This is a genomic window from Cryptosporangium sp. NPDC048952, from assembly GCF_043197895.1.
Classification (GTDB): domain Bacteria; phylum Actinomycetota; class Actinomycetes; order Mycobacteriales; family Cryptosporangiaceae; genus Cryptosporangium.
The window spans coordinates 1-26419 of the sequence record NZ_JBICTY010000004.1; the positions used below are offsets into that span (position 1 = coordinate 1).

General features: G+C 70.8%; 25 protein-coding genes and 1 pseudogene. 15 read left to right on the plus strand and 11 right to left on the minus strand.

What is annotated here, in order from left to right:
• The first annotated feature begins 309 nt into the window (after positions 1–309).
• The 4 genes from ACGFY5_RS22515 to ACGFY5_RS22530 all read left to right on the plus strand — a co-directional run bounded on the left by ACGFY5_RS22515 (position 310) and on the right by ACGFY5_RS22530 (position 3968).
• Entirely contained in the window at positions 310–471 is a 162-nt protein-coding gene (locus ACGFY5_RS22515) for a hypothetical protein (protein WP_392722599.1), read from the plus strand.
• 196 nt (positions 472–667) lie between these two features.
• Positions 668–2155: an alpha/beta fold hydrolase gene (locus ACGFY5_RS22520; RefSeq protein ID WP_392722601.1), complete on the plus strand. Its 1488-nt coding sequence runs from the start codon at positions 668–670 to the stop codon at positions 2153–2155.
• 14 nt (positions 2156–2169) lie between these two features.
• Positions 2170–3324 carry a sensor histidine kinase gene (locus ACGFY5_RS22525; RefSeq protein WP_392722602.1) on the plus strand — a complete coding sequence of 385 codons (1155 nt, stop codon included), beginning with the start codon at positions 2170–2172 and terminating at the stop codon, positions 3322–3324.
• Positions 3321–3968 (plus strand): response regulator, encoded by a 648-nt coding sequence (locus ACGFY5_RS22530; RefSeq protein WP_392722604.1) that lies wholly within the window; start codon positions 3321–3323, stop codon positions 3966–3968. Before ACGFY5_RS22525 ends, ACGFY5_RS22530 begins: the two co-directional genes overlap by 4 nt.
• Before the next feature lie 51 nt (positions 3969–4019).
• On the opposite strand, the gene ACGFY5_RS22535 is transcribed toward ACGFY5_RS22530, so the two are convergent.
• On the minus strand, positions 4020–5672 hold the full coding sequence (locus tag ACGFY5_RS22535) for a molybdopterin-dependent oxidoreductase (protein WP_392722606.1): 1653 nt from the start codon (positions 5670–5672) through the stop codon (positions 4020–4022).
• A gap of 118 nt (positions 5673–5790) precedes the next feature.
• On the opposite strand from ACGFY5_RS22535, the gene ACGFY5_RS22540 reads away from it, so the two are divergent.
• The 3 genes from ACGFY5_RS22540 to ACGFY5_RS22550 all read left to right on the plus strand — a co-directional run bounded on the left by ACGFY5_RS22540 (position 5791) and on the right by ACGFY5_RS22550 (position 8020).
• The gene (locus ACGFY5_RS22540; RefSeq protein WP_392722608.1) at positions 5791–6654 is read left to right on the plus strand and encodes a type II CAAX prenyl endopeptidase Rce1 family protein; all 864 of its coding nucleotides are present in this window, start codon (positions 5791–5793) and stop codon (positions 6652–6654) included.
• 413 nt (positions 6655–7067) lie between these two features.
• The gene (locus ACGFY5_RS22545; RefSeq protein ID WP_392722610.1) at positions 7068–7721 is read left to right on the plus strand and encodes a DJ-1/PfpI family protein; all 654 of its coding nucleotides are present in this window, start codon (positions 7068–7070) and stop codon (positions 7719–7721) included.
• Entirely contained in the window at positions 7718–8020 is a 303-nt protein-coding gene (locus tag ACGFY5_RS22550; RefSeq protein ID WP_392722612.1) for a hypothetical protein, read from the plus strand. The genes ACGFY5_RS22545 and ACGFY5_RS22550 overlap by 4 nt, the downstream gene beginning before the upstream one ends.
• A gap of 176 nt (positions 8021–8196) precedes the next feature.
• Here the strand turns inward: ACGFY5_RS22550 and ACGFY5_RS22555 are convergent, their stop codons facing one another.
• Positions 8197–8808, minus strand: a complete 612-nt coding sequence (locus tag ACGFY5_RS22555; protein WP_392722614.1) for a TetR/AcrR family transcriptional regulator — start codon at positions 8806–8808, stop codon at positions 8197–8199.
• 124 nt (positions 8809–8932) lie between these two features.
• Between ACGFY5_RS22555 and ACGFY5_RS22560 the strand changes: the two genes are divergently transcribed.
• The 4 genes from ACGFY5_RS22560 (at position 8933) to ACGFY5_RS22575 (ending at position 12903) form a co-directional block, all read left to right on the plus strand.
• Positions 8933–9901, plus strand: coding sequence for an alcohol dehydrogenase catalytic domain-containing protein (locus ACGFY5_RS22560; protein ID WP_392722616.1), 969 nt, complete (start codon positions 8933–8935; stop codon positions 9899–9901).
• 15 nt (positions 9902–9916) lie between these two features.
• On the plus strand, positions 9917–10807 hold the full coding sequence (locus ACGFY5_RS22565; RefSeq protein ID WP_392722618.1) for an SDR family oxidoreductase: 891 nt from the start codon (positions 9917–9919) through the stop codon (positions 10805–10807).
• Between the two features lie 67 nt (positions 10808–10874).
• Complete coding sequence (locus tag ACGFY5_RS22570; protein ID WP_392722620.1) at positions 10875–11888, plus strand: MsnO8 family LLM class oxidoreductase; 1014 nt, start codon at positions 10875–10877, stop codon at positions 11886–11888.
• A gap of 10 nt (positions 11889–11898) precedes the next feature.
• On the plus strand, positions 11899–12903 hold the full coding sequence (locus ACGFY5_RS22575; protein WP_392722621.1) for a CobW family GTP-binding protein: 1005 nt from the start codon (positions 11899–11901) through the stop codon (positions 12901–12903).
• On the opposite strand, the gene ACGFY5_RS22580 is transcribed toward ACGFY5_RS22575, so the two are convergent.
• Together ACGFY5_RS22580 and ACGFY5_RS22585 are read right to left on the minus strand one after the other, a co-directional pair.
• Positions 12882–13046, minus strand: a complete 165-nt coding sequence (locus ACGFY5_RS22580; RefSeq protein WP_392722622.1) for an SAM-dependent methyltransferase — start codon at positions 13044–13046, stop codon at positions 12882–12884. The genes ACGFY5_RS22575 and ACGFY5_RS22580 overlap by 22 nt on opposite strands.
• Positions 13047–13097: 51 nt before the next feature.
• Positions 13098–16337 carry a BTAD domain-containing putative transcriptional regulator gene (locus tag ACGFY5_RS22585; RefSeq protein ID WP_392722624.1) on the minus strand — a complete coding sequence of 1080 codons (3240 nt, stop codon included), beginning with the start codon at positions 16335–16337 and terminating at the stop codon, positions 13098–13100.
• Positions 16338–16436: 99 nt separating this feature from the next.
• On the opposite strand from ACGFY5_RS22585, the gene ACGFY5_RS22590 reads away from it, so the two are divergent.
• From ACGFY5_RS22590 to ACGFY5_RS22600, 3 genes and pseudogenes are all read left to right on the plus strand, one after another.
• Entirely contained in the window at positions 16437–17555 is a 1119-nt protein-coding gene (locus tag ACGFY5_RS22590; RefSeq protein ID WP_392722625.1) for a GDSL-type esterase/lipase family protein, read from the plus strand.
• A complete protein-coding gene (locus ACGFY5_RS22595) occupies positions 17552–18991 on the plus strand; it encodes an FAD-dependent oxidoreductase (RefSeq protein WP_392722627.1) in 1440 nt (479 codons plus the stop codon). Before ACGFY5_RS22590 ends, ACGFY5_RS22595 begins: the two co-directional genes overlap by 4 nt.
• Positions 18988–20123: pseudogene (locus tag ACGFY5_RS22600) on the plus strand (AAA family ATPase). The gene ACGFY5_RS22595 and the pseudogene ACGFY5_RS22600 overlap by 4 nt, the downstream one beginning before the upstream one ends.
• Here ACGFY5_RS22600 and ACGFY5_RS22605 read toward each other — a convergent pair.
• Genes ACGFY5_RS22605 through ACGFY5_RS22620 form a run of 4 tightly spaced genes read right to left on the minus strand, consistent with a single transcriptional unit; the run spans position 20120 to position 23884 of the window.
• A complete protein-coding gene (locus ACGFY5_RS22605) occupies positions 20120–20983 on the minus strand; it encodes an ROK family protein (protein ID WP_392722629.1) in 864 nt (287 codons plus the stop codon). The pseudogene ACGFY5_RS22600 and the gene ACGFY5_RS22605 sit on opposite strands and share 4 nt — an antisense overlap.
• On the minus strand, positions 20980–22116 hold the full coding sequence (locus tag ACGFY5_RS22610) for a sugar ABC transporter permease (RefSeq protein WP_392722630.1): 1137 nt from the start codon (positions 22114–22116) through the stop codon (positions 20980–20982). The genes ACGFY5_RS22605 and ACGFY5_RS22610 overlap by 4 nt, the downstream gene beginning before the upstream one ends.
• Positions 22113–22835, minus strand: coding sequence for an ATP-binding cassette domain-containing protein (locus ACGFY5_RS22615; protein WP_392722632.1), 723 nt, complete (start codon positions 22833–22835; stop codon positions 22113–22115). Before ACGFY5_RS22615 ends, ACGFY5_RS22610 begins: the two co-directional genes overlap by 4 nt.
• On the minus strand, positions 22835–23884 hold the full coding sequence (locus tag ACGFY5_RS22620; protein ID WP_392722634.1) for a sugar ABC transporter substrate-binding protein: 1050 nt from the start codon (positions 23882–23884) through the stop codon (positions 22835–22837). The genes ACGFY5_RS22615 and ACGFY5_RS22620 overlap by 1 nt, the downstream gene beginning before the upstream one ends.
• A 116-nt stretch (positions 23885–24000) precedes the next feature.
• Between ACGFY5_RS22620 and ACGFY5_RS22625 the strand changes: the two genes are divergently transcribed.
• Complete coding sequence (locus ACGFY5_RS22625) at positions 24001–25170, plus strand: ROK family protein (protein ID WP_392722635.1); 1170 nt, start codon at positions 24001–24003, stop codon at positions 25168–25170.
• Between the two features lie 103 nt (positions 25171–25273).
• On the opposite strand, the gene ACGFY5_RS22630 is transcribed toward ACGFY5_RS22625, so the two are convergent.
• From ACGFY5_RS22630 to ACGFY5_RS22640, 3 genes are read right to left on the minus strand one after another with little or no spacing between them, the layout of a single operon-like run.
• Positions 25274–25591 (minus strand): transcriptional regulator, encoded by a 318-nt coding sequence (locus tag ACGFY5_RS22630; RefSeq protein ID WP_392722636.1) that lies wholly within the window; start codon positions 25589–25591, stop codon positions 25274–25276.
• The gene (locus tag ACGFY5_RS22635; RefSeq protein ID WP_392722637.1) at positions 25588–26040 is read right to left on the minus strand and encodes a hypothetical protein; all 453 of its coding nucleotides are present in this window, start codon (positions 26038–26040) and stop codon (positions 25588–25590) included. Before ACGFY5_RS22635 ends, ACGFY5_RS22630 begins: the two co-directional genes overlap by 4 nt.
• Entirely contained in the window at positions 26037–26417 is a 381-nt protein-coding gene (locus ACGFY5_RS22640) for a hypothetical protein (protein WP_392722639.1), read from the minus strand. Before ACGFY5_RS22640 ends, ACGFY5_RS22635 begins: the two co-directional genes overlap by 4 nt.
• Positions 26418–26419 lie beyond the last annotated feature (2 nt).

Genomic DNA, 26419 nt, shown 5'->3' on the forward strand with positions numbered 1-26419 from the left:
GCCCGGACCACGTCGAGGAAGCCATGATCAGCGTCCGGTCGGTGTTCATCGCCAGCGAAGAATTCGGTGGTCTGGGCGCCTACATCCACCGCTGATGCCGCAGCCGGCCGGCTCCAGGGCGGCGGCCGCCGAGGGCGATGCGGCGCAGACCGATGGGTTCGTCTGGATCGGGTTGCAGCAGCCCACCGACGAAGTGCCGATCACGGGGCACGCATCTACAAGCTCAAGCGGGAGATCGCGGAGTTCCGCCGGGCGGCAGTGCCGCTGAATGCGCCGTTGCAGCGGCTGGTGGCGGGCACGGTGTCAGGGGTGGACAAGAAGCTCGCGGAGCACTTCCGGGACGTTCACGACCACGTGCTGCGGACCATCGACGCGGTCGAAGCGCACGACCGGCAGAACGAGGACATGCGGAAGATCTCGGCGTGGGCCGCTATCGGCTTGGCTCTGTTCCGGCGCAACGGATGGCTGTGAGGAACCAGCCGCCACAGCGCTGCCCCGGGCATCAGGGCCTCCGGCAGGCGGCAGCGCCCGGCAGTCTCCACTGTGGTCTCTCCCCCGAGAGAGGGAGGCTTTTTCCCGCGAGCGACGGACGACTCGGCCCGTTGCCGCTGCCATTGTCGATCTTGCCGGCCGGCAGCCCTCGTCCCTCGCCTGAAACGGACGCCTCATGAAGAAGCCCGCAGTCCTCGCGATGAGCGCTCTGCTCGCGGCCGGATGCGCCGCCCCCACCCCGGCGGCCGGCGCGCAGCTCACCCCCACGGTGTCGACGACGACGCTGAAGGCCCTCGTCGCCTGCCCGGAGCTGCCCAGCCTCCCGACCGCACGGTGTGGACAGATCACCGTGCCCCGCGACCGGGTCGATCCGGCCAAGGGAACGATCAAAGTCTCATTCGCGCTGGTACCGCACACCGACACGTCCCGTCCGGGGTTGGGCACGATCGTGCCCAACCCCGGTGGACCCGGGACCTCGACCATCGACCTCTCCGGTGAACTGTTCGCCGAGGCGCTCACACCCCTGCTCGACCGGCGCGACCTACTGCTGATCGACCCGCGCGGCGTCGGCCGCTCCAGCGCGCTCAGCTGTCCGGCCCTGGCCGGCCCGACGCGGGTCTTCGAGCCGCTGGCCCAGCAGCGACAGCTCATCGGCGAGTGCGGCGCCCAGCTCGGCGACAAGCTGTCCAACTACGCCACGACCGCGGTCGCCGACGACATCGACGCCGTCCGCGCGACGCTCGGGCTGGACCGCCTCGATCTGCTCGGGGTCTCGTACGGCACCTACCTCATGCCCACCTACGCCCAGCGCTTCCCCGAGCACGTGCGCACGGTGAGCATGGCCGGGGCGTACGCGGTGAACGAGGATCCCACCGGCGCCGTCGGGGCGGCCGCGTTCCGGCGGGCGATCGGGCTGGTCTGCGAGCGGACGAAGGAGTGCGACGGCGACGAGGTCCTCGACGATCTCGCCGCGCTGCTCGAGCGCTTACGCGCTGAACCCGAGTCGGTCGACGTCCCGTTCAAGAACAAGCACTACACGGTCGCCCTCGACGAGTGGCAGCTGACCTCCGTGGCCGGCCGGCTGTTCTCCAACAAGCCGGACACCAAGGCCACGCTCGCGCTGGCGAACGCCGTCGCCGCCGCGCGGACCGGCGATCTGGGCCCGGTGCGTGAAGTCGTCCGGAAGAGCCTGCTCGCGCAGGCCGAGATCTACTCCTACGGTCCGATGGCGCTGTCCGACGCGCAGTCCTGGGCGACGTCCTGCCACGACTACCTGCGTGACTTCGACTACGCCGACCCGATCGCGGAGCGGACCAGCGACTACGAGGCCAACCTCGCGAAACTCGACGACGCCGACTTCGCCCCGTTCTCCGCGCGAGCCTGGACGACCCGGGCCGACTACGACACCGGGGCGTGCCTGAACTGGCCGAACGACCCCACCGCGCAGTCACCGTTCGAGGCCGGCGCGACGCTGCCCGACGTCCCGGCTCTGGTGCTCAGCGGCGACCTGGACGCCAATACCCCCAGCGAGTCGGGACGCGCGGCTGCGGCACAATTCCCGCGCGCGACCTTCCGGGAAATCGCCGGCGCGGGCCACACTCCGGCGTCCACCCCGGAGGGCGCGGACGCCATCGTCCGGTTCATCCGCGACGCCCACCGCTGAGCAGAGGAACCCCCATGCGTGCCGGGCAGAGCGACGAGACCCCGACCCTGCGTCGACAATCGATCCTGGTCGCCGTGGGATGCGTGATCGGCGACGGGGCACCGTTTCTGCTGCACGCGTCGCAGTCGCCCGGCCACCCCTTGATCTGGCTGGCCGGTGCGGCGATCGTCCTCGCCGACCTCGCGCTGGCGCTACCGGCCCGCACCGCCGGGCCGGTGGCGGTGATCCACGCGGTGGTCCGGATCGGCGTCGCCGTCGCTCTGCTCGTGGCCACCGGGGACCGCGACAGCATCGGCAACGCCGCCGGGCTGTTTCTCTCCGCCTACCGGGCCGGCGCCTGGGTCAGCGGCCGGGGCGCATGGGCGGCGCTGGGAGCGCTGGTCGCGGGCATGTTCGCCACCCAGGTGCTCCAGGGCTACGACGAGACGGCGTCGAACGTCCTGGTCACGTTCACCAACACGCTGCTGCCATGGCTGCTCGGCCGGCACACGACCGGACGCAGCGGCTACATCGAACAGGTCCGACGCCGAGCCGAGGAACAGCAGCGCGCCGCCGCGCTCGCGGTCGAGGCCGAGCGGGTGTCGATCGCCCGTGACCTGCACGACACGATCTCCCACCACGTGAGCGCGGTCGGCGTCCACGCGGCCGCCGCCCGGTTGGGGATGGCATCGGGTTCGACGAAGGTGACGACCTCGCTGGAGCAGGTCGAGGCATCGAGCCGGGCCGCGATGGCCGACCTGCGGCGGATGCTCGACCTGCTGCACGGCAACGAGTCCGACGGCGTCCGCCAGCCCGGCCTCAACGCCCTCGACGACCTCGTCGAAGGCAGCCGGCGGGCGGGCCTGACCGTCGGCCTGGAAGTCACCGACCTGGCGCCGCAACGCCTCCCCAAGTCGCTGAACCTCGCGACCTACCGCGTCGTCCAGGAGATCCTCACCAACGCGCTCAGACACGGCGACGGCACGCTCGACCTCGCCGTGACCCAGACCGACACCACTCTCACGGTGACCGCCACCAACCCGGTGGGCAGCTCCGGTCATGCGGGCACCGGCCGGGGCGTCGACGGCATCCACCACCGGGTCGATCTGTTCGGCGGCACCGCGGAGATCGGCCCGGCGGACGGCATCTGGCGCACCCACCTGACCCTTCCGATCAAGGAGCCCGCGTGACGATCCGTGTTCTGCTCGCCGACGACCACGAGTTCTTCCGCTCCGGGTTCCGTAGCGCGCTGGAGACCCAGCCCGACCTGGAGTGCGTGGGCGACGTCGGCGACGGGCGCGAAGCCGTGACCGAGATCGAGCGCCTGCGGCCGGACGTCGCCGTGCTCGACGTCCGGATGCCCAGGATGGACGGCCTCACGGCCGCCGAGACGGTGCTGAGCCGGGGCAGCAACACCAAAATCATCCTGCTGACGACGTACGACGACGACAGCTACATCTATCGCGGGCTCCGAGCCGGGGCCAGCGGATTCTGCCTGAAGAGCATGCCGACCGAGGAGCTGCTCGGCGCCATCCGCGTGGTCGCCCGGGGCGACGCGCTCATCGACCCCTCGGTCACCGCCCGGCTGGTGACCCGTTTCACCGACGGGTTGGCGCCTGCCCCGGCAATGTCCACGGAGCTGGACCGGCTGACCGGCCGGGAGCGGGAAATCCTGCTGGAAATGGCCCGGGGCCGTTCCAACGCGGAGATCGCGTCCCGGCTCTACGTCGGCGAGCAGACGGTCAAGACGCACGTCTCGCACGTCCTGACCAAGCTGGGTCTGCGCGACCGCGTCCAGGCGGTCATCTACGCCTACGAGAACTCCCTGCTCTAGCTGGCCGTAGGAAAGCGGAAGCCGCGGCGGCCGGTAGGGCAGGGCGTCGGGTCAGCTGAGGGTGACGACTACCGAGTGCCACCCGGTCGCACCGTCCGGGAACGGTTTGGCGCGTCGTTCGGGCTGCGTGGCGCCGGTCCGGTCGGTGGCGCGGACCTCGAGGGTGTGCTGACCGGACGAGGCCTTGGTCGCGTCCCAGTTCCAGCGCCATTGGCGCCAGGTGTCTTCGGACGGGACCGCCGCCAGCGTCGCGGCGTTCCAGGAGCCGCCGTCGACACGGACTTCCACCCGTTCGACGCCGCGATGCTGGGCCCACGCGACCCCGGCCACCGTGATCGGTCCGGCCTTGGAGGCGGCGAGCGGGCGGGGGGTGTCGATGCGGGAGAAGGTCTTGATCGGAGCCTGCGCTTTCCAGCCGCGCTTGACCCAGTACGGATCGAAGTCGGAGAACGACGTCAGCTCCATGTCGACCAGCCATTTGGTGGCCGACACGTACCCGTACAGGCCGGGAACGAGCATGCGAACGGGGTAACCGCGCTCGATGGGTAGCGGCTTGCCGTTCATCCCGACGACGATCAGTGCATCGCGCCCGTCGCGGACCACGGACGTCGGGGTGCCACAGGTCCAGCCGTCGACCGACCTGGTGACGATCTGATCCGCGTCGGCCTCCGGTTGCACCTCGTCGAGAAGCGTTCTGAGGGGGACGCCGAGCCAGCGCGCGGTGCCGGCCAGGGTGCCGCCGACCTCGTTGGAGACGCACGACAGTGTGATGACCCGTTCGACGAGTTCGCGGTCGAGAAGATCCTGGTAGGTGAGAGTCAGCGGTGATCGGACCCGGCCGTGGATGCGCAGCCGATAGTCGTCGGTGGACAACTGCGGGACGGCCAGGGCGGTGTCCACCCGATAGAAGTCCTTCTCCGGGGTCAGGAACGGTGTGAGGTCGGGCAGCTTCAGATCGACGCCGGTCGGCAACGGCGGCGCCGGGTCGGCGGCGGCCGGGAGAGTCAGGTTGAGCCGCTCGGCGGCCACGTCGCGCAGGCTGCTCAAGTAGCGTCCGGCTGCGCCCAGACCGGCGGAGACGACCAGAACCGAGCCCGACAGCAGCAGGAACCTCCGCCGAGAGGGCGCCGTCGGTATCCGGCGCACCCCGCTGGGAGTCTTCGTCTGCATGGCATCGGCGCCGCCGGTCGTCACACCCGATGACGTCTGGTTCCCAGCGGCCGCCTGATCCGGCTCCGGCGATCCGGCAGGCGGACGGGCTGACGCCGCAACGGCCGCGCGGGGAGCGAGAACAAGCAGTACGCCGACCCCGATCGCCGCTCCTACCAGCGCGGGCAGGGACGACAGCGGGCCGGCGCCGGGCCGGGTGACCGCCGCGACGACTCCCACCACACCGAACAGGGCGACTCCGGCCGCACCCAGCAGCCGGCGGCGCAGCGACACCACGCCACACGCCACCGCGAAGATCGCCAGGAGAAGGAACACTCCGGCGAGCAGTGCGACCTTGTCGTTCTGCCCGAATGTTTCGATGCCGAAGTCCTTGACCGGCCGCGGCACCAGATCAATGAACGCCAGACCCACCGCGACCACGGGCGAAGACCCGCGCCCGACCGCGGCAGCCACCGGCTCGGCCGACCCGAGGGCGGCACCCGCAGCGGCCGCCCCGGTCAGCGCACCGAACCCCAGCGTTCTCAGCCATGTCACACCATGTATTCGGAGTCAGCCGTCGCCCGGATGGGTGTCACGATGAACGAGTTTCTTGCCGACGACCTCCGCGAATCCTAGCGTTTCGGTTGCATCGATCAACCGGAGGAGAAGAGTCGTGGTGTCAGAGGACCTTTCGTCGCTCGCGCCGGCCCGGGGACGCGCGCGCCGCGACGTCGGGATGTTCCTGGCGGTTGTCGTGGTTGTTGTCGCCGTTTTGTCCACCGTGCTGATTCGCTCCGGCCGACCGGTGGACGACCAGCCGTTGTTGGTCGTGCTGCTGACGTGCACTCCCGCGCTGGTGTCGATCGTCCTGCGGATGGCCGGTCGGCAAGGCTTCGGCGACGTCTCGTTCCGTCTGAACCTGCGCAAGGCCTGGCGCTGGTACCTGATCGTGTGGCTGATTCCGATCGCCGTCGGGGCGCTGGCGTACGGGATCGGTTGGTCGACGGGTCTGGCTCCGATGCGTGACGACAGCGGTGCCGGGCGCGTCCTGGTGTTGGTCGCGGTGAACGCAACGGTCGCGGTGCCGCTGAACGCCGTCCTCGCGACCGGGGAGGAGATCGGCTGGCGCGGCTACCTGCTGCCGCGAATGGTGCAGGCCGGAATCCGCGGGCCGGTGGTGGCGACTTCGATCGTGTGGTGGCTCTTCCACGTCCCGCTGATCCTCGCCGGCCTGTACGCGTCCGGGCCCTCCGCGCCGTTCGCCGCGCTCGTCTTCGGCGGCTCCGTCCTCGCTCTGGGGGCGGTGGCGGGTTGGTCCCGGCTGGACACCGGGAGTGTGTGGCCCGCCGTCCTGCTGCACGCGACGTGGAATGCCGTCATTCAAGGCGCTTTCGACGTAGCCACCGCCGGTGAGGGTCCGCGCGCTGCACACGACGTGTGGGTGGGCGAGTCGGGGTTGTTCGTGGCCGGCGCAGCCCTGCTCGTCACGGCGGTGGTGTGGTGGTGGCGCGCTCCGGCCCGGACAGCGCAGTGCTAGGTCGAGAGGACCGCGGATTCAACCCACTATCGGCGTGAGTCGACCAGCGAGTGCCCGTGCTGCGTGCAGCACCAGCGACCGTCCATAGGTCAGCACGTAGCTGAAACGTCGTTCGTGATCGGGTCCGTCGTCGCCGAGGTCTTTGGCGGTCAGGGCGCCGGCGAAATGTGGGCCGACAACGACGACGTTCCACCTGTGAGTGCACTCTTCGTCGTGAGCTGCGGGGTTCGCGCCGTGGGGCTGTTCCGGGTACTTCAGCGACCCGGACGGCTATCTGTGGAAGGTCGTCGTCAGCGGGCAGTCCGGGGCCCGTTGGCGAGAACCGGTCGCTCATCGGCCACGAGAGCGCTGTTCGACGAATACCTGCGGAGGCAGCATTCGCGTCATCAGGCCCTTCTTCCTGGAGATGCCGTATGTCACTGGCTGCACAGATCGTGCTGTTCCCTGGCTTCGATCCGCTGGACGTCGTCGCGCCGTTCGAGGTGCTTGCTGCGGGGAGCGATGCGCTCGGGGGAGATCTCGACGTCGAACTCGTCGCAGCGGACGGTCCGGGACCGGTCGTCTCCGGCACCCGCGGACTCGTGCTCACGGCGACCTCGGCACTCGATCCGGACCGCCCGGGCTACGTGATCGTCCCCGGGGCGTCGGGACCCGTCGACGGGGATCCGGATGCCGGTGACGAGACGATCCCGGTGCTGCTCGCCCGGTTCGCCGACAGCCCGGCGATGCCGTTGATCCAGAAGGCGTTCGACAACCCGGACGTGCAGATCTGGGCCGTCTGCGGTGGCTCCCTCGCGCTGGCGATGGCGGGGCTCCTGGAGGGCCGCACCGCCGTCACCCACAGCCTCGGTCTGGAGGTGCTCGAGGCGACCGGGGTCGACGTCGTCCGGGCCCGGGTCGTCGACGACGGTGACCTGGTCACCGGCGGGGGAGTCACCTCGGGCCTCGACGTGGCGCTCTACCTGCTCGACCGTGAGTTCGGGCCGGCGATCGCCCGGTCGGTCGAAGACCTCTTCGAGTACGAGCGCCGCGGCACCGTCTGGCAGCGACGGGGCCGGGCGTCATGAGCACCTTGCCCGGAGTCTGGGACCTCGATCTCACAACCCCCATCGGAACCCTGCACGTCCAGTACCGCTTCGAACGCACCGCCGACGGGTTCACCGGTTCGGCGACGAGCGCCAAGGAGACAGTGCCGTTGCTCGACGTCGCGGTGGACGGCGAACACGTGACGTGGTCTCAGCGGGTCACCAAGCCCATGCGGCTCAATCTCGAGTTCGACGTCGTCATCCAGGACGGCGTGATGCACGGCCATTCCCAGGCGGGCCGCCTGCCGCGCACGGCGGTGACCGGGCGCCAAGTCAGCTAAGAAGCCGGCACGCGTCCAGCCGCCCCAGCGGCATCAGCGAGAAGTGCGGTGCACCAGGAAGACGCTCGGTGTAGCGATAGTCCCCATCGCTGTGCTCGAAGTTGATCCCCAAGCCGTCGAGGTAAAGGCCGTCCTGGCCCGAGGGAACGACCGGCCCGAAGCGACGCAGGGTTCAATCAGGCTTGCTTGAGCCTGGTGGTGTTCGTCTGGAGGATCTCGTCCGCGAGCTCGGGGGAGGATTCGGCGACCGCCCGCGAGATGACGAGCGCGCCGACCATCTGGCTGAACAGAGCAATGGCCCGCTCGCGGGCCTGATCCACATTCATGTCGACGTCGGACTGGCGCGCGTTCTCGAGCACCATCTCGGTGATCGCACTGAAGAAGCCCTCGAGTCCGTGCTGGTACTCGGACTGGGCGGCGACACCATGGCGTCCGGCGTCCGTGACCAGGGCGGCTGACGCACAGCCGTCCTCGGGTCGGTCGCGGTGCTCGACGGACAGATACTGGTCGAACATGTGATCCAGTGCCGCCCGGGCCGAGTGGGGATGCTCCTCGCGGATGTCGGCCAGGGCCGCCAGTGAGCTGACGAAGCCCTGCCGGATCACTTCCAGGGCGAGGTCGTCCTTGGAGCCGAAGTGGTTGTAGAAGCCGCCGTGCGTCATCTCGGCGGCCTTCATCAGGTCGGCGATGCCGATCCCGTTGACGCCGTGGGTCCGGAATCCCCGGCCGGCGGCGTCGAGGATCTTGTCGTGGTTGAGCTTCTTCTGCTCCTGCGTGAGGCGGGCCACACATCGATGATACCCATCATCATTGCCGCTTGACAACGAACGATGATGGCCATCATTGTTTAAACGATGACGATCGTCATCGAAAACCGGAGGTGGGTATGAACGTCGGAACGTTCGGTGCCGCATGAAGGCGCTGGCGTACGAGAAGGCCCACCCACTCGAGGCGTTCGCGCTGGAACTCGTCGACGTGGACGAACCGCAACTGCAGAGAAACGATCTGCTGATCGACGTCAGAGCCGTGGGCGTCAACCCGGGCGAGGCGACCATCCGGCAGATGCGCAGCGCACCCCCGGGTGGGCGCGTGATCCTCGGCTGGGAGTTCGCCGGGGTGGTGGCCGGGACGGGACCGGCGACGGAGGGATTCGCCGTCGGCGACCGGGTCATCGGCACCGGCGACGTCACGCGCGACGGCTGTTGGGCCGAGCGCGTGGCAGTGGACCACCGGGTCGTCGCCAGGATTCCGGATCAGCTCTCCTTCGCGGACGCCGCCTCCCTGCCGATCGGCGGCCTCACCGCCTGGGAGGCCCTGTTCCGCGATCAGAGCGGCTTACCGGCGGGGGTCGAGAACGTCCTGGTCGTCGGCGGCGCCGGAGGCGTGGGTTCACTGGCGACACAGCTGCTCAAGAGCACGACGTCCGCTCTGGTGGTCAGCACGGCTTCTCGACCCGAATCCCGCGAGTGGTGCACGGCCATGGGCGCCGACCTGGTGGTCGACCACACTGCGGACGTCGCCGGGCAACTGCGCACCGCAGGCGTCGACCGGATCGATCTCGTCCTCTCCACCCGGGGAACCGCCGCCAACATCAGCTGGATCGCGGACGTCCTGCGACCGTTCGGCCACGTGGCAACCACGGACCTCACCGGCGCCACCGACATCGAACCCCTGATTCAGAAGTCCATCTCCCTTCACACGGAGATGGTTTTCAGCAGGCTCGTAGCCGACCAAGGCCAGATCTTCGCCGAGTTGGCCAGCCGAGTTCGCCCCATCGTGACCACGGAACTGCACGGCCTCACTGTGGACTCCATGCGAGAAGCCCACCGGATCGCCGAGAGCGGCCGCGCGATCGGCAAAACCGTGATCACCGAACCGTAGAACAGGAACAAAAGCATGGGAAAGCTACTCGTCACCGGAGCCACGGGAAACCTTGGCCGCCGGACACTGCAACTCCTTCTCGAACGCGTACCCGCCGAACAACTGGCCGGGCTCTCCCGTACCCCCGGCCGCGCAGCCGATCTCGCCGAGCGCGGTGTGGACGTCCGTCAGGGCGACTACCTCGACTACGCGTCACTCGTGCGCGCCTTCGACGGCGTGGACAGGCTCCTGCTCGTCTCGGCGCAGGCCTTCACGGATCGGAGCGCCCAGCACTTCAACGCCATTGCCGCCGCGAAGCAGGCCGGCGTCAGGCACGTGATCTACACGGCGATCCAGCGCGACGACGAGCTCGGCATCGACCAGGTGGGAGTCACCGAGTCCGACGTCTTCACGGAGCAGGCACTTCGTGCTTCCGGGCTCACCTACACGATCCTTCGTAACCCGATGTACCTCGACCAGTTCGACGGCTACATCGGAGCCGACGCGTACGAGAACGGCGTGCGTGTTCCCCACGGTGACGGCACGATGGCGCCGGCGCTGCTCCGCGACCTCGCGGCAGCCAACGTGGCCGTGCTCACCCAGGAGGGCCACGAGAACGCGATCTACACGCTCAACGGGAGCGAGGCGGCCTCGTTCCGGGAAATCGCCGCCGCGTTGAGCGAAATCCACGGCAAGACGGTTCCCTACCTGCCGGTCAGCGTGGAGGAACACCTCGACAGCTACCTCCGGAAGGACATTCCCCGGCCGGTCGCCGAGTTCCTGACGGCCTGGGTCGCGGGCGTCGGCCTCGGCTCGTTCAGCAAGAACACCGACGATCTGGAGCGGCTCATCGGCTACCGGCCCACCAGCTACCGCGAATTCCTCGAGAAGAACTATCCCGCGGTCATCCCTCGAACAGACGCGTGATCAACTCTGACCGGGCGGTCGGAGCTCCCGGTCGGGGAACAAGTACTGCTCCGGTGACGCTGGACCTGTGGTGATCGGCCATGCACCCCGCCTCTCCCTGCTGGACCGGTCCCGAACCCGCGTCGGCGAAGCCGAGTCCGAGGCGCTCCGGGGCACGGTCGCGCGCGCAGTTCACGCCGAACGGCTCGGGACCGACCGGTTCTGGGTGGCCGAGCACCACGGGGTACCGGGGATCGCCGGCGCCGCCCCGGCGGTGCTGCTGGCCGCCATCGCGGGGTCGACGACGACCATCCGGATCGGCTCAGCCGGCGTGATGCTTCCGCACCACCAGCCGCTCGTCGTCGCCGAGCAGTTCGCCACGCTCTCCGCGTTCGCGGCAGGCCGGGTCGACCTGGGACTCGGGCGATCGCCGGGCTTCACCGCACCCGTACGGCGGGCATTGCGTCAGACCGACCGCGACTTCGCCGCGGACCTCGCCGAGCTGCGCGCATACTTCGCAGGGACGGCGGAGATCAGCCTGCACCCACGACCGCAGGGAGCGTTGCCGCTCTACGTGCTGGCCACCGGAAACGGGCTGCGCCTGGCGGCGGAGCTGGGGTTGCCGGTGATCGTTGGCGGCCCGCTGCTGGGGGTCGGCGGCGATCCGGCGCCCGGGCTGGCGGCCCTGGCCGATTACCGGCGAGCCTTCCGGCCGTCGCCCCAGCAATCGGAGCCGTGGGTGGCGATCAGCCTGGACGTGCTGGTCGCCGACACGGCCGCGGAGGCCGTCGATCTGCTGCTGCCCGAGGCATGGGCGATGGCTTTGAGCCGTACCACTGGGGTGTTCCCGCCGCTGGAGCCGGTGGGCGCGGTCCGGGCCACTCGCCGCACGTCGCGCCAGCAGCAGTATCTCGAACGGACCGTCGCGGCGGCGATCGCCGGCACACCGGCCCACGTGGAGCGGGCACTCGCCGAGCTGTTCGACCGGACCGGGGCAGTCGAGCTCGTCTCAGCCGGCAGCACGTTCGATCGGGCCGCCCTGGCCGCCTCGGACGCGGAACTGGCCGCCGTGTTCGGCGCCGTCCGCAGCGGGCCGGGCTAGATTTCTGCGTATGCGAGGACGAGGGCGGGTGCCGGTCGTCGCGTTGACCGGCTATCTGGGTGCGGGGAAGACGAGCCTGCTCAACCACCTGCTGCGCCGGCCCGGCGCGCGGGTGGGCGTCGTCGTCAACGATTTCGGGACGCTGAACGTCGACGCCGCGCTGGTGACCGGGCAGGTCGACGACGCAGCGGCGATCTCCGGCGGCTGCGTGTGCTGCCTGGAGGACGCCGGTGGGCTCGACGACGCGCTCCGGCGCCTCGCGCAGCCCCGCCTCCGGCTGGACGCGATCCTGGTCGAGGCCAGCGGCGCGGCCGACCCGATCGCGGTGGCCCGGCTGATCGGCTTCAGCCGCGCCGGCAACATCCGGCCGGGTGGTCTCGTCGAGGTGATCGACGCCGTCGAGCACTTCGCCACTGTGGACCGCTGGCCGGAGCCACCTGCCCGCTACGCTGCCGCGACGCTCGTCGTCGTCAACAAAGTGGATCTGGTGGACGAGGCTGTACTCGCGCGCATCCGGGAGCGGGTGCGGCGGCGGCATCCGCACGTGCAGATCGTCACGGCCCGGCACAGCCGGATCGACCCGGCGCTGGTGTTCGACACCGCGGCCGACGAGGATCCGGTCGATCAGCTTCCGCTCGCCCGGCTCATCCGGGAGCAGAACCCCGACCGGCACGATCACGAGCACGCGCGGGCGGCTTCCGTGGAACTGGTGCGGCCGGTGTCGCCGAGTGCGCTGATCGATCTGCTGGAGGATCCGCCCGCCGGTGCCTACCGGCTCAAGGGGCGCGTGCGGGTGCAGGGTGCGCAGGGGTTCGTCGTCGACGTCGTGGGATCGCTGATCCACGTCACGCCGCTGAAGGAGCCGCCGCCGGTCGGGGAACTCGTCGCGATCGGCATGGATCTGGACCCGTCCGTTGCCCAGCAGCGCCTGGAGACTGTCGCGAGCGCACCCGCCGACCAGCCCGACGCCGCCGGGCTCCGCCGTCTACGCCGCTACCGGAGGCTCAGCGCCTGAGCCGCCCGTCGGGCCTTGCGGCCGCGCGCGTCAGGGCGTGCGGACGATGCCGTGGCCAGGTAACTGCCGCTCGGCAGAGCGTCGACGAACGAGCGGACGATGCGCGCCGGATCGTCCTCGTCGGAGACGTGGCCCGACCTCATCGGCCTCCTGCGGTTCGCTGACGATCGTCCGGTCCAGTTGCACGGTTCTGGTCACACCGGTGACGACGGCCCAGCGGTAGTGAAGTTCACTTCGGGATCGGCGCGGGTCAACGCTTCCTCCACGGTGAACCGCCAACCACGCTCGTAGGCGGCGTCGAACTTCTCGTCGCCGAGCGCGGCACGCGCCCCTGCGGCGAGCGAGCGGATCCGCGGATCGGTGCGGTCGTGGGCGCCACGCAGCCGGGCAGCCGCCCCGAGCAGGACGGCGACGTCGTCGTCCGGCTCCGCGAGCCCAGCGAGCGTCACGGTCACCGTCGCGAGTAGTGGCCCGTCCCGGCTCTCGACGGCCGCTGCGTGGGCGCGCCGGAGCGCTTCCCGGGCGCCCGGTCGATCGCCGAGCTCCAGGCGGAGCACGGCGTCGGCTGCGGAGACCAGCGCCTGGCCGTGGTCGCCGACGCCCGGGAAACGGTCGGCGAGCGCGGTCGCGGCGGCGTCGATCAGCGTGCGTGCCCGGTCCAGCTCGCCGGTGAGCACCCGCAGGCCGGCTTCCATCGCGTCGAGAAGGATCGCCATGTCGGGCGTCGCCGAGCGCTGCACACGCTCGCGGGTCGCGACGATCGCTTCTGCCGCGCGTGCCGGGTCGCCGAGCCGCACGTACAGGTCGCTCCAGCGCAGGTCGACGAAGATCTCATCGCTCAGGCTGAGCGATCCGAACTCACGGGCGAGCCGTTTGGCCTCGTTCAGGTCGGCCAGCGCGCCGTCGAGGTCGCCGTCGTACTGCCGCAGCAGCGAGCGCAGCGGCAGCGCCGTGGCCAGGCCCCAGCGGTCCCCGGTGCGCGTGAAGCACTCCAGGGCCACTGTGACGTCCTCGCCCGCCTGGCCGAGTTCGCCCTCGCTCTCCGCGAGCTGGGCGCGGAACAGACGCGCCAGCCCGGCCAGCCACACGTCCGGCCCGTCGACCAGCCGCTGGACGAACGCCGCTGACGTCCCGGTCCGGTCCAAGGTGGCGAGCCGGACCGCGACCAGCGTCTCGCTCGGGCCCAGCGACTCCGGGTGACGCACCAGCCGGTCGGTGAGCGTCCGCAGCTTCTCCTGGCGCTCGGGGAGCGTTTCCGGTGCACTCGGGGTCGCGAGGTCGATCAGCAGCAACAACGCCTGGGCGATGTCGTGCGCGAGGCCCGGCCGCTCGACGGGAATCGCGACGGCCTCACCGAGCCAGTAGGTCGCCTCGTGGTGGCGGCCCAGCAGCTGCCCGTACCACGTGAGGTTCACCGCGAGTCCGATCGCGCCGGTGGCGTCGCCGCGGTCGCAGAGGTGGCGCAGCGCGGCGAAGACGTTCTCGTACTCCGCGCCGAGTACGGCGAGTGCGTCGAGCTGGTCGGGGCCGCGCAGCAGCGCGTCGTAGTGGGCGACCAGCTCGGCGAAGTAGTCGGCGGCCCGGTCGCGCATCTCGTCGAGCGTGCCCTGCTCGGCGAGGCGTTCCAGGCCGTACTCGCGGATCGTCTCCAGCATCCGGTACCGGCCGCCCTCTGGTGTGAGTTGCAGCAACGACCGCTCGACGAGGTCCGCGAGGACGTCGTCCACCGCTGTTCGGCAGACCGCGGCGGCCGACGCGTACGTGATGCCGCCGGGCAGCACCGCGACCCGTTCGGCGACAGTGCGCGCGTCCGCGTCGAGCAGGTCCCAGCTCCAGGCGATGACGCCACGGAGCGTGCGGTGGCGGGGGAACGCGACGCGGCTGCCGGTGGTGAGCAGGGCGAACCGGTCCGAGAGGCCCGCGGCGACGTCGGTCAGCGACAGCGTGCGCAGGCGGGCGGCGGCCAGTTCGAGCGCGAGCGGCAGGCCGTCCAGGCTGCGGACGACGCGCAGCACCTCGTCGAGGTTGTGTTCGCTGACCTCGAACCCAGGTTTCACGGCGGCCGCCCGCTCGCTGAACAGCCGCACCGACGCCGTCCGGCGGGCCTGTTCGACGTCGGCGTCCGGGGCCGGGAGGGGGAGTGGGCCGAGCGGGACCAGCGCCTCGCCGTCGATCGCCAGCGGTTCGCGGCTGGTGGCCAGGACACGGACCACGGGTGCGCGGGTCAGCAGCGCGGCGACCAGGTGCGCGACGGCGTCGATCAGGTGCTCGCAGTTGTCGATCAGCAGCAGGGTCTGCTGATCGCCTAGCCGGTCGACGAGCAGGTCCAGTTCGTCGCCTTCGACGCGCAGCCGCGCCTCGAACAGGGCGCCGCCGCGGAGGCCGGCGGCGGCGAGCACGGCCGTGCCGAGCTTGGCCGGTTCGGTGACGGAGGCCAGATCGATCATCCGGACGCCGTTCGGGTGCCGACGGGCGGCCTCGATCGCGAGGCGGGTCTTTCCGGCGCCGCCCGGGCCCAGCACGGTGACGAGGCGTCCGGTGGTCAGTAGCGCGTCGACGCGGTCGAGGTCGTCGTGCCTGCCGATGAAGCTGGTGAGCGGGGCGGGGAGGTTGGTTGTTGGTGCAACGGGCCGCTCGGCGCGGAGCAAGCTCAGATGGCGGTCTTGCAGCGCGGTGCCGGGGTCGGCGCCCAGCCGGTCGGCCAGCGCCTCGCGCATCCGCTCGTAGACGGCGAGGGCATCGGCCTGCCGCCCCTGCGCTGCGAGCGCATCGATCAGCAGCCCAGTGGCGCGCTCGTGCACCGGCTGCTCACTGACCAGCGCGGTGAGCCGCGCGGCGGCCTCCTCAACCCGCCCGAGCGCCAACTCCGCCTCGCCGAGATCCACCACCGCCTCAACCGCAACCCGTTCCAGCGCAATCGCCGCCCCAGGCGCAACCGCCGCAACAACGGCAGGCCCAGCCCCGCTCCCGGCCCCGCCGGTAGCCCACGCTCCACCGCTGCTGGCGGCCCCGCTGCCCGTGGCGGCCTCGCCGCTGGTGAGGGTCAGGGCCTCCATCAGGAGGGTTGCTGCGGTGGAGGGGTCGCCCGCGCGGAGGTGGTCGCGGGCGGTGGTGGTCAGGTGCTCGAAGCGGAGTGCGTCGACGTCGTCCGGATCGACGGCGAGCCGGTAGCTGCCGGCGATCTGCGTCACGGCGGTCGGCGAGCCGAGCACGCGGCGCAGCCGCGAGACGAGGGCCTGCAGGGCCGGGGCGGGATGGGCGGGCGGGTCTTCGCCCCAGATCGCCTCGACCAGCACGCTCGACTCGACCGGCCGCCCCCCGGCCAGCGCGAGCCGCACCAGCAGACCCTGCAGCCGAGCCCCCGGCACGGACAACACGGCGTCCCCGCGCGACGCCGAAAACGCGCCGAGCAGCCTGACACGGAGCCGATCCATCCCTCGATCTTCGCGCGCCCGTGTCAGCGTCGTGTAAGCCGCCTGTCGGCGACCAGGGTCAGTCTCTGTCTTGCCGGAACGAATCACGACGGAGGAACCATGACGACGAACGACGGCTGGGTCCGCACCTGGGCCGCTTCACCCCAAGCACCGACCGCCGGGCTCGGCTCACTCGACGACGTCCCACCCTTCGCCGACGTGACCCTGCGCCAGGCGGTCCGCATCACCGGCGGCGGACACCGCATACGCGTCCGCTTCACCAACGAGTACGGCACCACCCCGCTGGTCATCGGCGCCGCCCGGGTGAACGACCGCACGCTCACGTTCAACGGCAACCCGACCGCCGTCGTCCCCGCGGGCGCCCCGATCCTCACCGACCCGCTGGACCTGTCCGTGCCCGCCCTGGCCACGCTCGCGATCAGCCTCTACCTACCGGAACGGGTAGAAACCTGCACCTGCCACGACCCCGCACTGGACGACGGTTGGGTCATCCCCGGAAACGCCGACACCCTGCCGGCCGACGCGGAGCCGCTGCCCGTCCGAGCGCTCCTCTCGGCAGTCGAGGTGCTCCCCGATACCCCGGCCACCACCGTCGTCGTCCTGGGCGACTCCCGCGTCGACGGCATCGGCTCGACCCCGGGCGCCAACCGCAGCTGGCCGGAACTGCTCGCCGAACGCTCCGGCCGCTACGTCTCCAACCAGGGCATCAGCGGAAACCGTCTGCTCAACGACGGCCTCGGCGACTCCGGCCTGCGCCGCTTCGACCGCGACGTGCTCGCGACACCGGGCCTGAGCCACGTCGTCGTGGCCCTCGGCGCCAACGACATCGCGATCTCGTTCGCGCCGCAGGACGGCCCGTCCGACTTCCTGAAAATGTTCCCCGGCGACCCGGTCACGCCCGACGACGTCATCGCGGGCTACCGCCAACTGATCGCCCGCGCGCACGGCCGCGGCGTGAAGATCTACGCCGCGACGACAGCGCCGTACGAGGGCGACGACATCTTCACCCCGGAGGGCGACGCCGCCCGCCGACTGGTCAACGACTGGATCCGCACCAGCGGCGCGTTCGACGCGGTCCTCGACTTCGACGAGGTCTGGCGCGACCCGGAGCACCCCAGCCGGATCCGGGAGGAGTTCCACATGGGAGATCACCTGCACGGCAGTGACGCGGGCTACCAGGCGATCGCCGACTCCATCGACCTGGCGCTGTTCCGATGACCCACGACGTGGTGATCGTGGGCGGCGGGCCGGTCGGGCTGTTCCTCGCCGGTGAGCTCGCCCTCGCCGGCTGCGACGTCCTCGTGCTCGAGCGGGAGCCGGAAGGCCGGACCCCGTGGAAAGCGCTGCCGCTCGGAATGCGCGGCCTGTCGCTCGGATCGGTCGAGGCGTTCTATCGCCGCGGGCTGCTGCCCGCGCTGCGAGCGGCGTCCGGCGCTCCGGACGAACCCGAAACGACCGACGAGCTACCGCCCGTCCGCAGCGTGGCGCACTTCGCCGGCATGATGCTCGACCCGGCCGCCGTCGACCTCGCGGCGCTGGACTACCGGCTGCCCAGCCCCGCCGCCGACGGCATGATGACGAGCCTCGAAGCGGTCGAATCCGTGCTCGCCGAGCGGGCGGCAGAGCTCGGTGTGGAGATCCGGCGCGGTGTCACGGTCACGACCGTCGACCAGGACGACGAGGGTGTCGTCGCCCGGGCCGGCGGGCCGGAGTACCGGGCCCGCTGGCTGGTCGGATGCGACGGCGGCCGCAGCGCGGTGCGGAGCCTCGCCGGGTTCGAATTCGTCGGCACCGAACCGCAGCTGACCGGCTACGTCCTGCACGCGACGGTCGCCGAGCCGTCACCACTGCGCCCCGGCTTCACGCTGACGCCGAACGGCATGTACCTGCGCACGCCGGTACCGGGCCACATCGGCATCATGGACTTCGACGGCGGCGCGTTCGACCGCTCGTCACCGCTCACCCGCGAACACCTCCAGGCGGTCCTGCGCCGGGTCTCCGGCACCGACGTCACGCTCGACGACGTCCACCTGGCCTCGAGCTTCACCGACCGGGCGATGCAGACGACCACCTACCGGCGGGGACGCGTGCTGCTCGCCGGCGACGCCGCGCACATCCACTCGCCGCTGGGCGGGCAGGGGCTCAACCTCGGGCTCGGCGACGCGCTGAACCTCGGATGGAAGCTCGCGGCGACGATCCGGAAGACCGCGCCGGACGGTCTGCTGGACACCTACACCAGCGAGCGCCACCCGGTCGGCGAACGGATCCTCGACTGGTCGCGGGCCCAGGTCGCGGTCATGCGGCCGGGTTCGCACGCGCCCGCGCTGCAGGGCCTGATCCGCGACCTGCTCACCACCCGCGACGGCACCACCTACGTCCACCGGCGCACGTCCGGCACGTCGAACCGCTACGACCTCGGCGGCCGGCACCCGCTCGTCGGCCGGGACGCACCGGACTTCCGGTTCGCCGACGGCACCCGCCTCGGCGACCTGATGCGCGACGGACGAGCGGTTCTGCTCGACTTCACCGGCGACGAACGACGCCGAGAGGAGTGGGCCGACCAGGTCTGTTACGTCGCCGGGCCGGCGGCCGACGACCTCGGCCTCGAGGCCGTGCTGGTCCGCCCGGACGGTGTGGTTAGCCTGACCTGGTGATCACCACCCTGGCCGTGGAGAACTACCGCTCCCTGCGGCACGTGGTGGTGGGCCTGGGGCGCCTGACCGTCGTCACCGGCGCGAACGGAGCCGGCAAGTCCAGCCTGTACCGCGCACTGCGCCTGCTCGCGGATTCCGCGCGCAACGGCGCGATCGCGGCGCTGGCCCGCGAGGGCGGTCTGAGCTCGACGCTCTGGGCGGGATCGGAGAACGGCGCCCGCGTGGGCCGGCCGCAGGGCTCGGCCCGCCGCAGTCCGATCGGCCTGCGGCTGGGCTTCGCCGGTGACGACTTCGGGTACGCGATCGACTTCGGGCTGCCCCAGCCGTCGCGGTCCGCGTTCGCCCGCGACCCGGAGATCAAACGCGAAGCGATCTGGGCGGGGCGGTTCCTGCGCCCGGCCGGCCTGCTCGCCGACCGGGCGAACGGTGCGCTGCGGCTGCGCGACGGCCGCAGCTGGCAGGCCGTTCCCGGCGTCCTGGCCAGCTACGACAGCATGCTCAGCGAGTACTCCGACCCGCAGCGCGCGCCGGAGATCCTCGAGGTCCGCGAGCAGATCCGGTCCTGGCGCTTCTACGATCACCTGCGCACCGACGCCGACGCACCGGTCCGCCAGGCGCAGATCGGCACCCGCACTCCCGTGCTGGGCCCCGAGGGGGCCGACCTCGCCGCGGCGCTGCAGACCATCCGCGAGATCGGCGACGCGGAGGCCCTCGACGCCGCTGTCGAGACGGCGTTCCCGGGCAGCTCGCTCTCGATCGACGTCGAAGCGGGGCGTTTCGTTCTGGGTTTTCGGCAGCCGGGTCTGCAGCGGCCGTTCGGTGCCGCCGAACTGTCCGACGGGACGATGAAATACCTGATGTGGGTGGCGGCCCTGCTGACGCCCAGGCCACCGGCGTTGCTGGTGCTCAACGAGCCGGAGACCAGCCTCCACCCGGACCTGCTCCGGCCGTGGCGCAGCTGATCACCACCGGCTCGGAACGCACCCAGGTGGTGGTGATCAGCCACTCCCGCGCCCTGGTCAACGCACTGGACGCCGATGACGAAATCGAACTGGTCAAGGAACTCGGCGAGACCCGCATCGAGGGCCAGGGCCGCCTCGACGAACCGCCCTGGCACTGGCCCGAGCGCTAACCCACGTTCTCCAGCGCCAACGCCATCGCCCCGATCAGGGGCGCGTCGTCGACGAACCGCGCGAGGGCCAGCGACGGCGGGAACGGCACCGCCCGCTCCAGCACCGCCGACACCCGCGGCACGAGGTACTCCGCGGCTCCGAGGAGCCCGCCGCCGAGCACCACCGTCGAGGGATCCAGAACGACGCAGAGGTTGGCGATCGTGCGTGCCAGTGCCTCGCAGAAGTCGTCCAGCAGGGCATCAACCCCCGGCGTCGCGAACAGCTCGGCAGCGGTCACCGGCCGACCCAGCAGCGCGGACCCGCGCCGGCTCAACGCGGCTCCGGAGACGACGTCCTCCAGCGGCGCGTGCCCGTCGGCGAAGAAGCGATCCGCGTGTTCCCGCAGGTAGGCGATCTCACCGGCCGCCCCGTGCGCGCCGGGCACCACGCGCCCGCCGACCACCACCGCCGCGGCCAGCCCCGTGCCGACGTTGACGTAGAGCCCCGTGTCGACCCCGCGCAGCGCACCCCACCGCAGCTCGGCGGCGGCGCCCGCGTTGACGTCGTTGTCGATCGCAACCGGTGCGTCGCCGAAGCGCTCGCGCAACAGCGCGGGCAGTGCGAGGCCCTCCCATCCGGGCACGTTCGGTGCGAGCCGGACCCGGCCGTCGCGCACCACGCCGAACGTGGAGACGCCGACAGCGGCCGGGCTTGCCAGGAGATCCCGGGCCGCCTCGAACGTGCGCTCCACCGCCTGCAGGGCACCGGCCTCGCCGAGCGTCTCCAGCCGCACCGTCTTCGCCGGCCGGGACGACCCGACGGCTGCCGTCGCCAGCGCGATCTTCGTCCCCCCGAAATCGATCGCGAGCACGTGCGTCACGCGGGCGCACCCCGCCGGGCCACCGAATCGACAGCGATCGCGAGGGCCAGCACCGTGGCGGTCACCATCAACCGCACCGACGAATCGACGCTCAGCAGCAGCATGCCGTTGGTGATCGACTGGATCACCAGGATGCCCAGCAGCGCGGCGTACGGGCGCCCTCGACCACCGAACAGCGACGTGCCGCCGATCACCGCCGCCGCGATCGCCATCAGCAGCGTGTCACTGCTGCCCGAGCTCTGGTTGACCGCGGCGAGGCGGCTGGCCGCGAGGATGCCACCGCACGCGGCGAGCGTGGAGGCCGCGGCGAAACAGATCAGCCGGATCCGCGTCACATTGATGCCCGCCCGCCGGGCGGCTTCGGCGTTGCCGCCGACCGCGTACACGTGCCGCCCGAACACGGTGTGCCGCAGAACAAGGTCCAAAGCCACTACCAGGAACGCGAAGATGACGAGGAGCAGCGGCACACCGCGGTCGGCGGAGAGCACGGCGACGACGGCCAGCGCGAGCGCGAGACCGCCGAGACGCAGGGCCACGCCGGCGACCGGGCCCACGGGCAGGTCGGCGGCGCTCCGGAACCGGCGCACGAGCAGCGCGCTCGCCGTGCAGACCCCGACGATCACGACCACGAGCAGCCAGGACACCCACGGGGGCAGCCAGGTGTCGCTGAGGCTCGCGAGAAACCCGTCGAACGGCAGGTTGATCGTGCCGCCGCTGCCCAGCAGGTACAGCATCAGCCCCTGCCAGCCGATCAGCCCGGCGAGCGTCGCGACGAACGACGGCATGCCCAGTCGGGTGAACATCCACCCGTGCAGTAGCCCGATCAGCGCCCCGCCGACCAGCGCCACCGCGATGGCCGCGACCGGCGGCCACCCCTGCTTCACCGACAGAATCGTCATGATGACGGCGCACAGCCCGCTGACCGAACCGGCCGACAGATCGATCTCGCCCAGCAGCACCACCATGATGATGCCGAGGGCGATCGTGCCGGTCGCGGCCATCTGCAGGGCCAGGTTCGTGAGGTTCTCCGCGGACAGGAACCTGTCGTTCAACGAGCTGAAGACGATCGCGATCAGCACCAGGCCGACGACGACGGGCCAGGCGCCGAGATCGGCGCGCAACCGAGAAATCATGGAACCAAACTCCCGGTGATGGCGCCGACGACTTCCTCCGGAGTGGACTCCGCGGTGCGGAACTCCCCGGCGTTGCGCCCGAGGCGCAGGACGACGATCCGGTCGCTCACCGCCCGGACGTCGGCGAGATTGTGCGAGATCAGCAGTACCGCGAGCCCGCGGTCACGCAGGCGTCGGATCAGGTCGAGCACCTGCGCGGTCTGTTCGACGCCGAGCGCGGCCGTCGGCTCGTCCAGGATCACCACGCGCGGCTCGCCGACCAGCGCCCTGGCGATCGCGACCGACTGGCGCTGGCCACCGGAGAGCATCGCCACCGGCACCCGGATGTCGCGGATGCGCACGTCCAGCGAGGTCAGCAGGTCCCGCGCGGCCCGTTCCATCCGGATGGGACGCAGCACCGACCACCGTCGCCGTTCGTCGCCCAGAAACAGATTGGCGACGACGTCCAGGTTCTCGCAGAGCGCGAGGTCCTGGTGCACGGTGGCGACGCCGAGCCGCTGGGCGTCGTGCGGAGTGGTGATGCGGACCGGGCTGCCGTCCTGCTCGACGACGCCGTCGTCCGGAAGGACGACGCCGGAGAGCACCTTGACCAGCGTGGACTTGCCGGCGCCGTTGTCGCCGACGAGCGCGACGACCTCACCGCCGTCGAGGGAGATGCTGACGTCGTCGAGCGCGTGGACCGCGCGGTAGCGCTTGGAGACACCACGGGCGGACAGCATTACTGGATGCCCTGCTTCGCGCAGGCCGCCTGGACCTCGGCGGTGCAGAGGTCGGCGGGCTGGTAGAACCCGTCCTTGACGATCGTGTCCTTGACCTTGTCGGCCGTCACCGGGATCGGGTCGAGCAGGAACGCGGGGATCTGCCCGACCTTCGCGGGTGCCTCCGGCTTCTCGCCCTTGACCAGCGCAACGGCCAGCTCGGCGGCCTTCTCGGCCTCGCTGCGGATGTCGAGGTAGATCGTCATGTACTGCTCGCCGGTCAGGATCCGCTGCACGGCCGCGAGTTCGGCGTCCTGCCCGGTGATCGGCGGCAACGTCTGGTAGCCGGCGCGCTTCATCGCCGCGATCGCGCCACCGGCCATGCCGTCGTTGGCGGAGAGCACCCCGACGACGGAGTCGCGGCCGAGAGCGGTGATCGACTGTTCCATCTCCTGCTGGGCCTTGTCGGGGCTCCAGTCGGGGGTGTCGAACTCGCGCCCGACCTTCACCTTGCCGTCGAGGACGTTGTGCGCGCCCTTCTTGTAATCGGCCGAGCTGGGGTCGGTGGGGGAGCCGTTGATCATGACGATCTGGCCCTTGTCGGTGGTGCCGGCCTTGCCGAGCGCGTCGAGCAGGGCCTGGCCCTGCATCTCGCCCACGCGGACGTTGTTGAAGGAGACGTAGTACTCGTAGGTGATGCCGGAGATCAGCCGGTCGTAGGCGATGACCGGCACGTTCTTCTGCTTCGCCTGGTTGACGAGGGGCGCGACGGCACCGGCGTCGACCGCGTCGAGCACGAGCGCGTCCGCGCCCTGGGTGAGGGCCGCCTCGATCTGTTGCTGTTGCTTGGCGGCGTCCTGATCGGCGTTGGAGTACAGCACTTCGCAGTCGGCGCACAGCGATTTGACCTTGGCCTCGAACAGGGGCCGGTCGAACGCCTCGTAGCGGGTGGTCTTGGACTCGGGCAGGAACAGGGCGATCGTCTTCCCGTCGCCATCCGACGAGGACGATCCGTTGCTGCACGCGCTCACTAGGACAAGGGCTAAGACGGCGAAGATTCTGGCCCTCATGGCGACGCCTCTCTCGCGGGGTGTGCAGTGGATCGTGGGGCATCGCCCGGTCTTTGGCAATGACCTTTACGAATTTGGTAAGTGACCTTTACAAAGTGGTGTGGCAGCCTGATGTCGTGCAGACCGCGAGTACCACGACCGTCCTTCGGGTCATGAACGAGCGGGCGGTGTTCGCCGCGGTCTTCCGGCTGGGAGCGGCGTCGCGTCCGGAGTTGGCGCAGGTGACCGGGCTGTCGAAGCCGACGGTCGGGGTGGCGCTGAGCAACCTGGAAGCGGCGGGCCTGCTGCGTCAGGTCGGGATGCGCGCCGGAGCGGCCGGCCGCTCGGCGCTGCTCTACGAGGTGCGGCCCGAGGCCGGTTACGTCCTCGCCGTCGACATCGGACGCGAGTACGTGCGCATGGCGCTGGCCGACCTGGTCGGCGACGTCGTCACCCGGGTGGCGGACCCCGCGAACGGCCCCCGTGACCTCATTCCGCAGCTCACCCGGCTCGCGGACGAACTCGTCACCACCGCCGGCATCACCCGCGACGACGTCACGCTCGCCGTGTTCGGCACGCCCGGCATCCATGACAAGGCCAACGGCTCACTCCACCTCGCGCCGAACCTGCCGGGTTGGGAGGAGCGCAACAGCCTGGCCCGGTTCGCCGACATCGCCGGACCCACGTACCTGGTGGACAACGACGTCGATCTGGCCGCCGTCGGCGAGGCCACGTACGGCCTGGGGCGCGACGTCCCGCACTTCGTGTACCTGTCGATCGGTACCGGCATGGGCATGGGCATCGTGATCGACGGAAAGCTGTACCGCGGCTTCCGCGGCGCGGCCGGCGAGGTCGGTTACCTGCCGATCGGCGATGGCGACCCGCTGCTGCGTCAACCCGGAGCCCGCGGGCGGGGCATGTTCGAATCCGTCGCGTCGGCCGCTGGGCTGGTCGCAACCGCGCAGCGCTTCGGCATGACCGGAGCGACCACCGCGAAGGACGTCCTCGACGCCGCCCGCGCCGGCGACCGGTCCGCCCTACGCGCCGTCGACCAGGAGGTGGACCATCTCAGCCGCGCCGTGGCCGGCGTGACAGCGGTACTCGACCCGGAACTGGTGGTGCTCGGCGGCGGCGTCGGCAGCCACGCCGGCGACCTGCTGACCGGCCCGCTGCTCGAGCGCCTCGGCGACCTGGTGGTGCTGGACCCGCCCCGGATCGAGGTCTCGACGCTCGGCGCCGACGCCGTCCTGCTCGGCGCCCTCGCGTCCGGCCTGTCGGCGGCCCGCGACCTGGTCCTCGACCGCTGACCGCACCCGGATCGCCGTCAGCGGATCCTGGCCCGGGGCCACTCCTCGCGCTGCAGCGGATTCGCGACGAGGTCGATCGACCCGGTCGCCGTCTGTCGTCCTTCTACGATGGACGGGCGGTGTCGTTCGGTTGCCCCGGGCTTTCGAAGATCGCTTTCAATGCGGCGACGTGCTGGCGGTAGGCGGCTTTTCCGTCCTTGGTGAGGCTGACCCACGTCTTCACCCGACCGCGTCCGGTCGGTTTGCTGATGTCGACGTAACCCGCCTCCTGCAGCACCTTGACGTGCTTGCTCAGCACCGAGTCGGCGACGCCCAGAACGTTCCGCAGGACGCCGAACTCGGTGCTGTCGGTGGCGTCCAGGAACGCGCAGATCCGCAGCCGGTTGGGGGCGTGGATCGTCTCGTCGAACGGCTCGGTCATGCTCCCGCCCGGAGTTGAGCGCGCACCGCCTGATCGAAACGGTTGCCGAGAACGATCGTGCCGACGAACAGCACCGCGGCGATGACCCACACCGGCCACCGCAGGTCGGTGAAGTACCCGATGGCCAGACCACCGGCGAGGCCGACTCCGATCAGGCCGCCCATGGCGTAGGCCCAGCGGCTGGCACGTCCGGCCTTGTGGCCGGACACCCAGACCCCGGTGATGTTTCGGTAGGTCCGCATCAGCACGACGCAGGCCGCGAGGAACAGCAGCACTCCGACGAGCCTGACGATCGTGTTGCCGAGGCTGTAGGCGACGGTGTAACCGGCGACCAGGATGCCCAGGACGGGGTGGTACCACCGGGGCGTGACCAGCCGGTCCGCAGCGGCAGCGCGACCTTCGTTGATGGCGGCGAGCTGCTCGGCGGCATTGTCGGTGGGCCCCGTCATGAGGCGGTTCCCAGTTCGGCCCGCACGGCGTGGCCGGACCGGCGGCCGATGACGATCGCGCCGAGCAGGCTCACCGCGGCGATGACGAAGATCGGCCACCGCAGCTCGGTGTAGTGACCGATGCTCCACGCGGCGATCAGGCTCACGCCGACCAGCGCGCCCAGCGCGGTCGCCCAGCGGCCCACGCTCCCGGCGTCGGTTGCGGTGGCGCCGGTGGTGGTGCGGTAAGTCCGGGCAAGCGCGCCGCAGGCGAGGATGAACAGGATGCCGCCGGCGAGCGCGAAGGCGGTGCTACCGAGGCTGATCACCACGACGTAACCGGCGAGGAGGGCGCCGAGGGCCGGGTGGTACCACCGGGGTGCCGCATTGTTTTCCATGT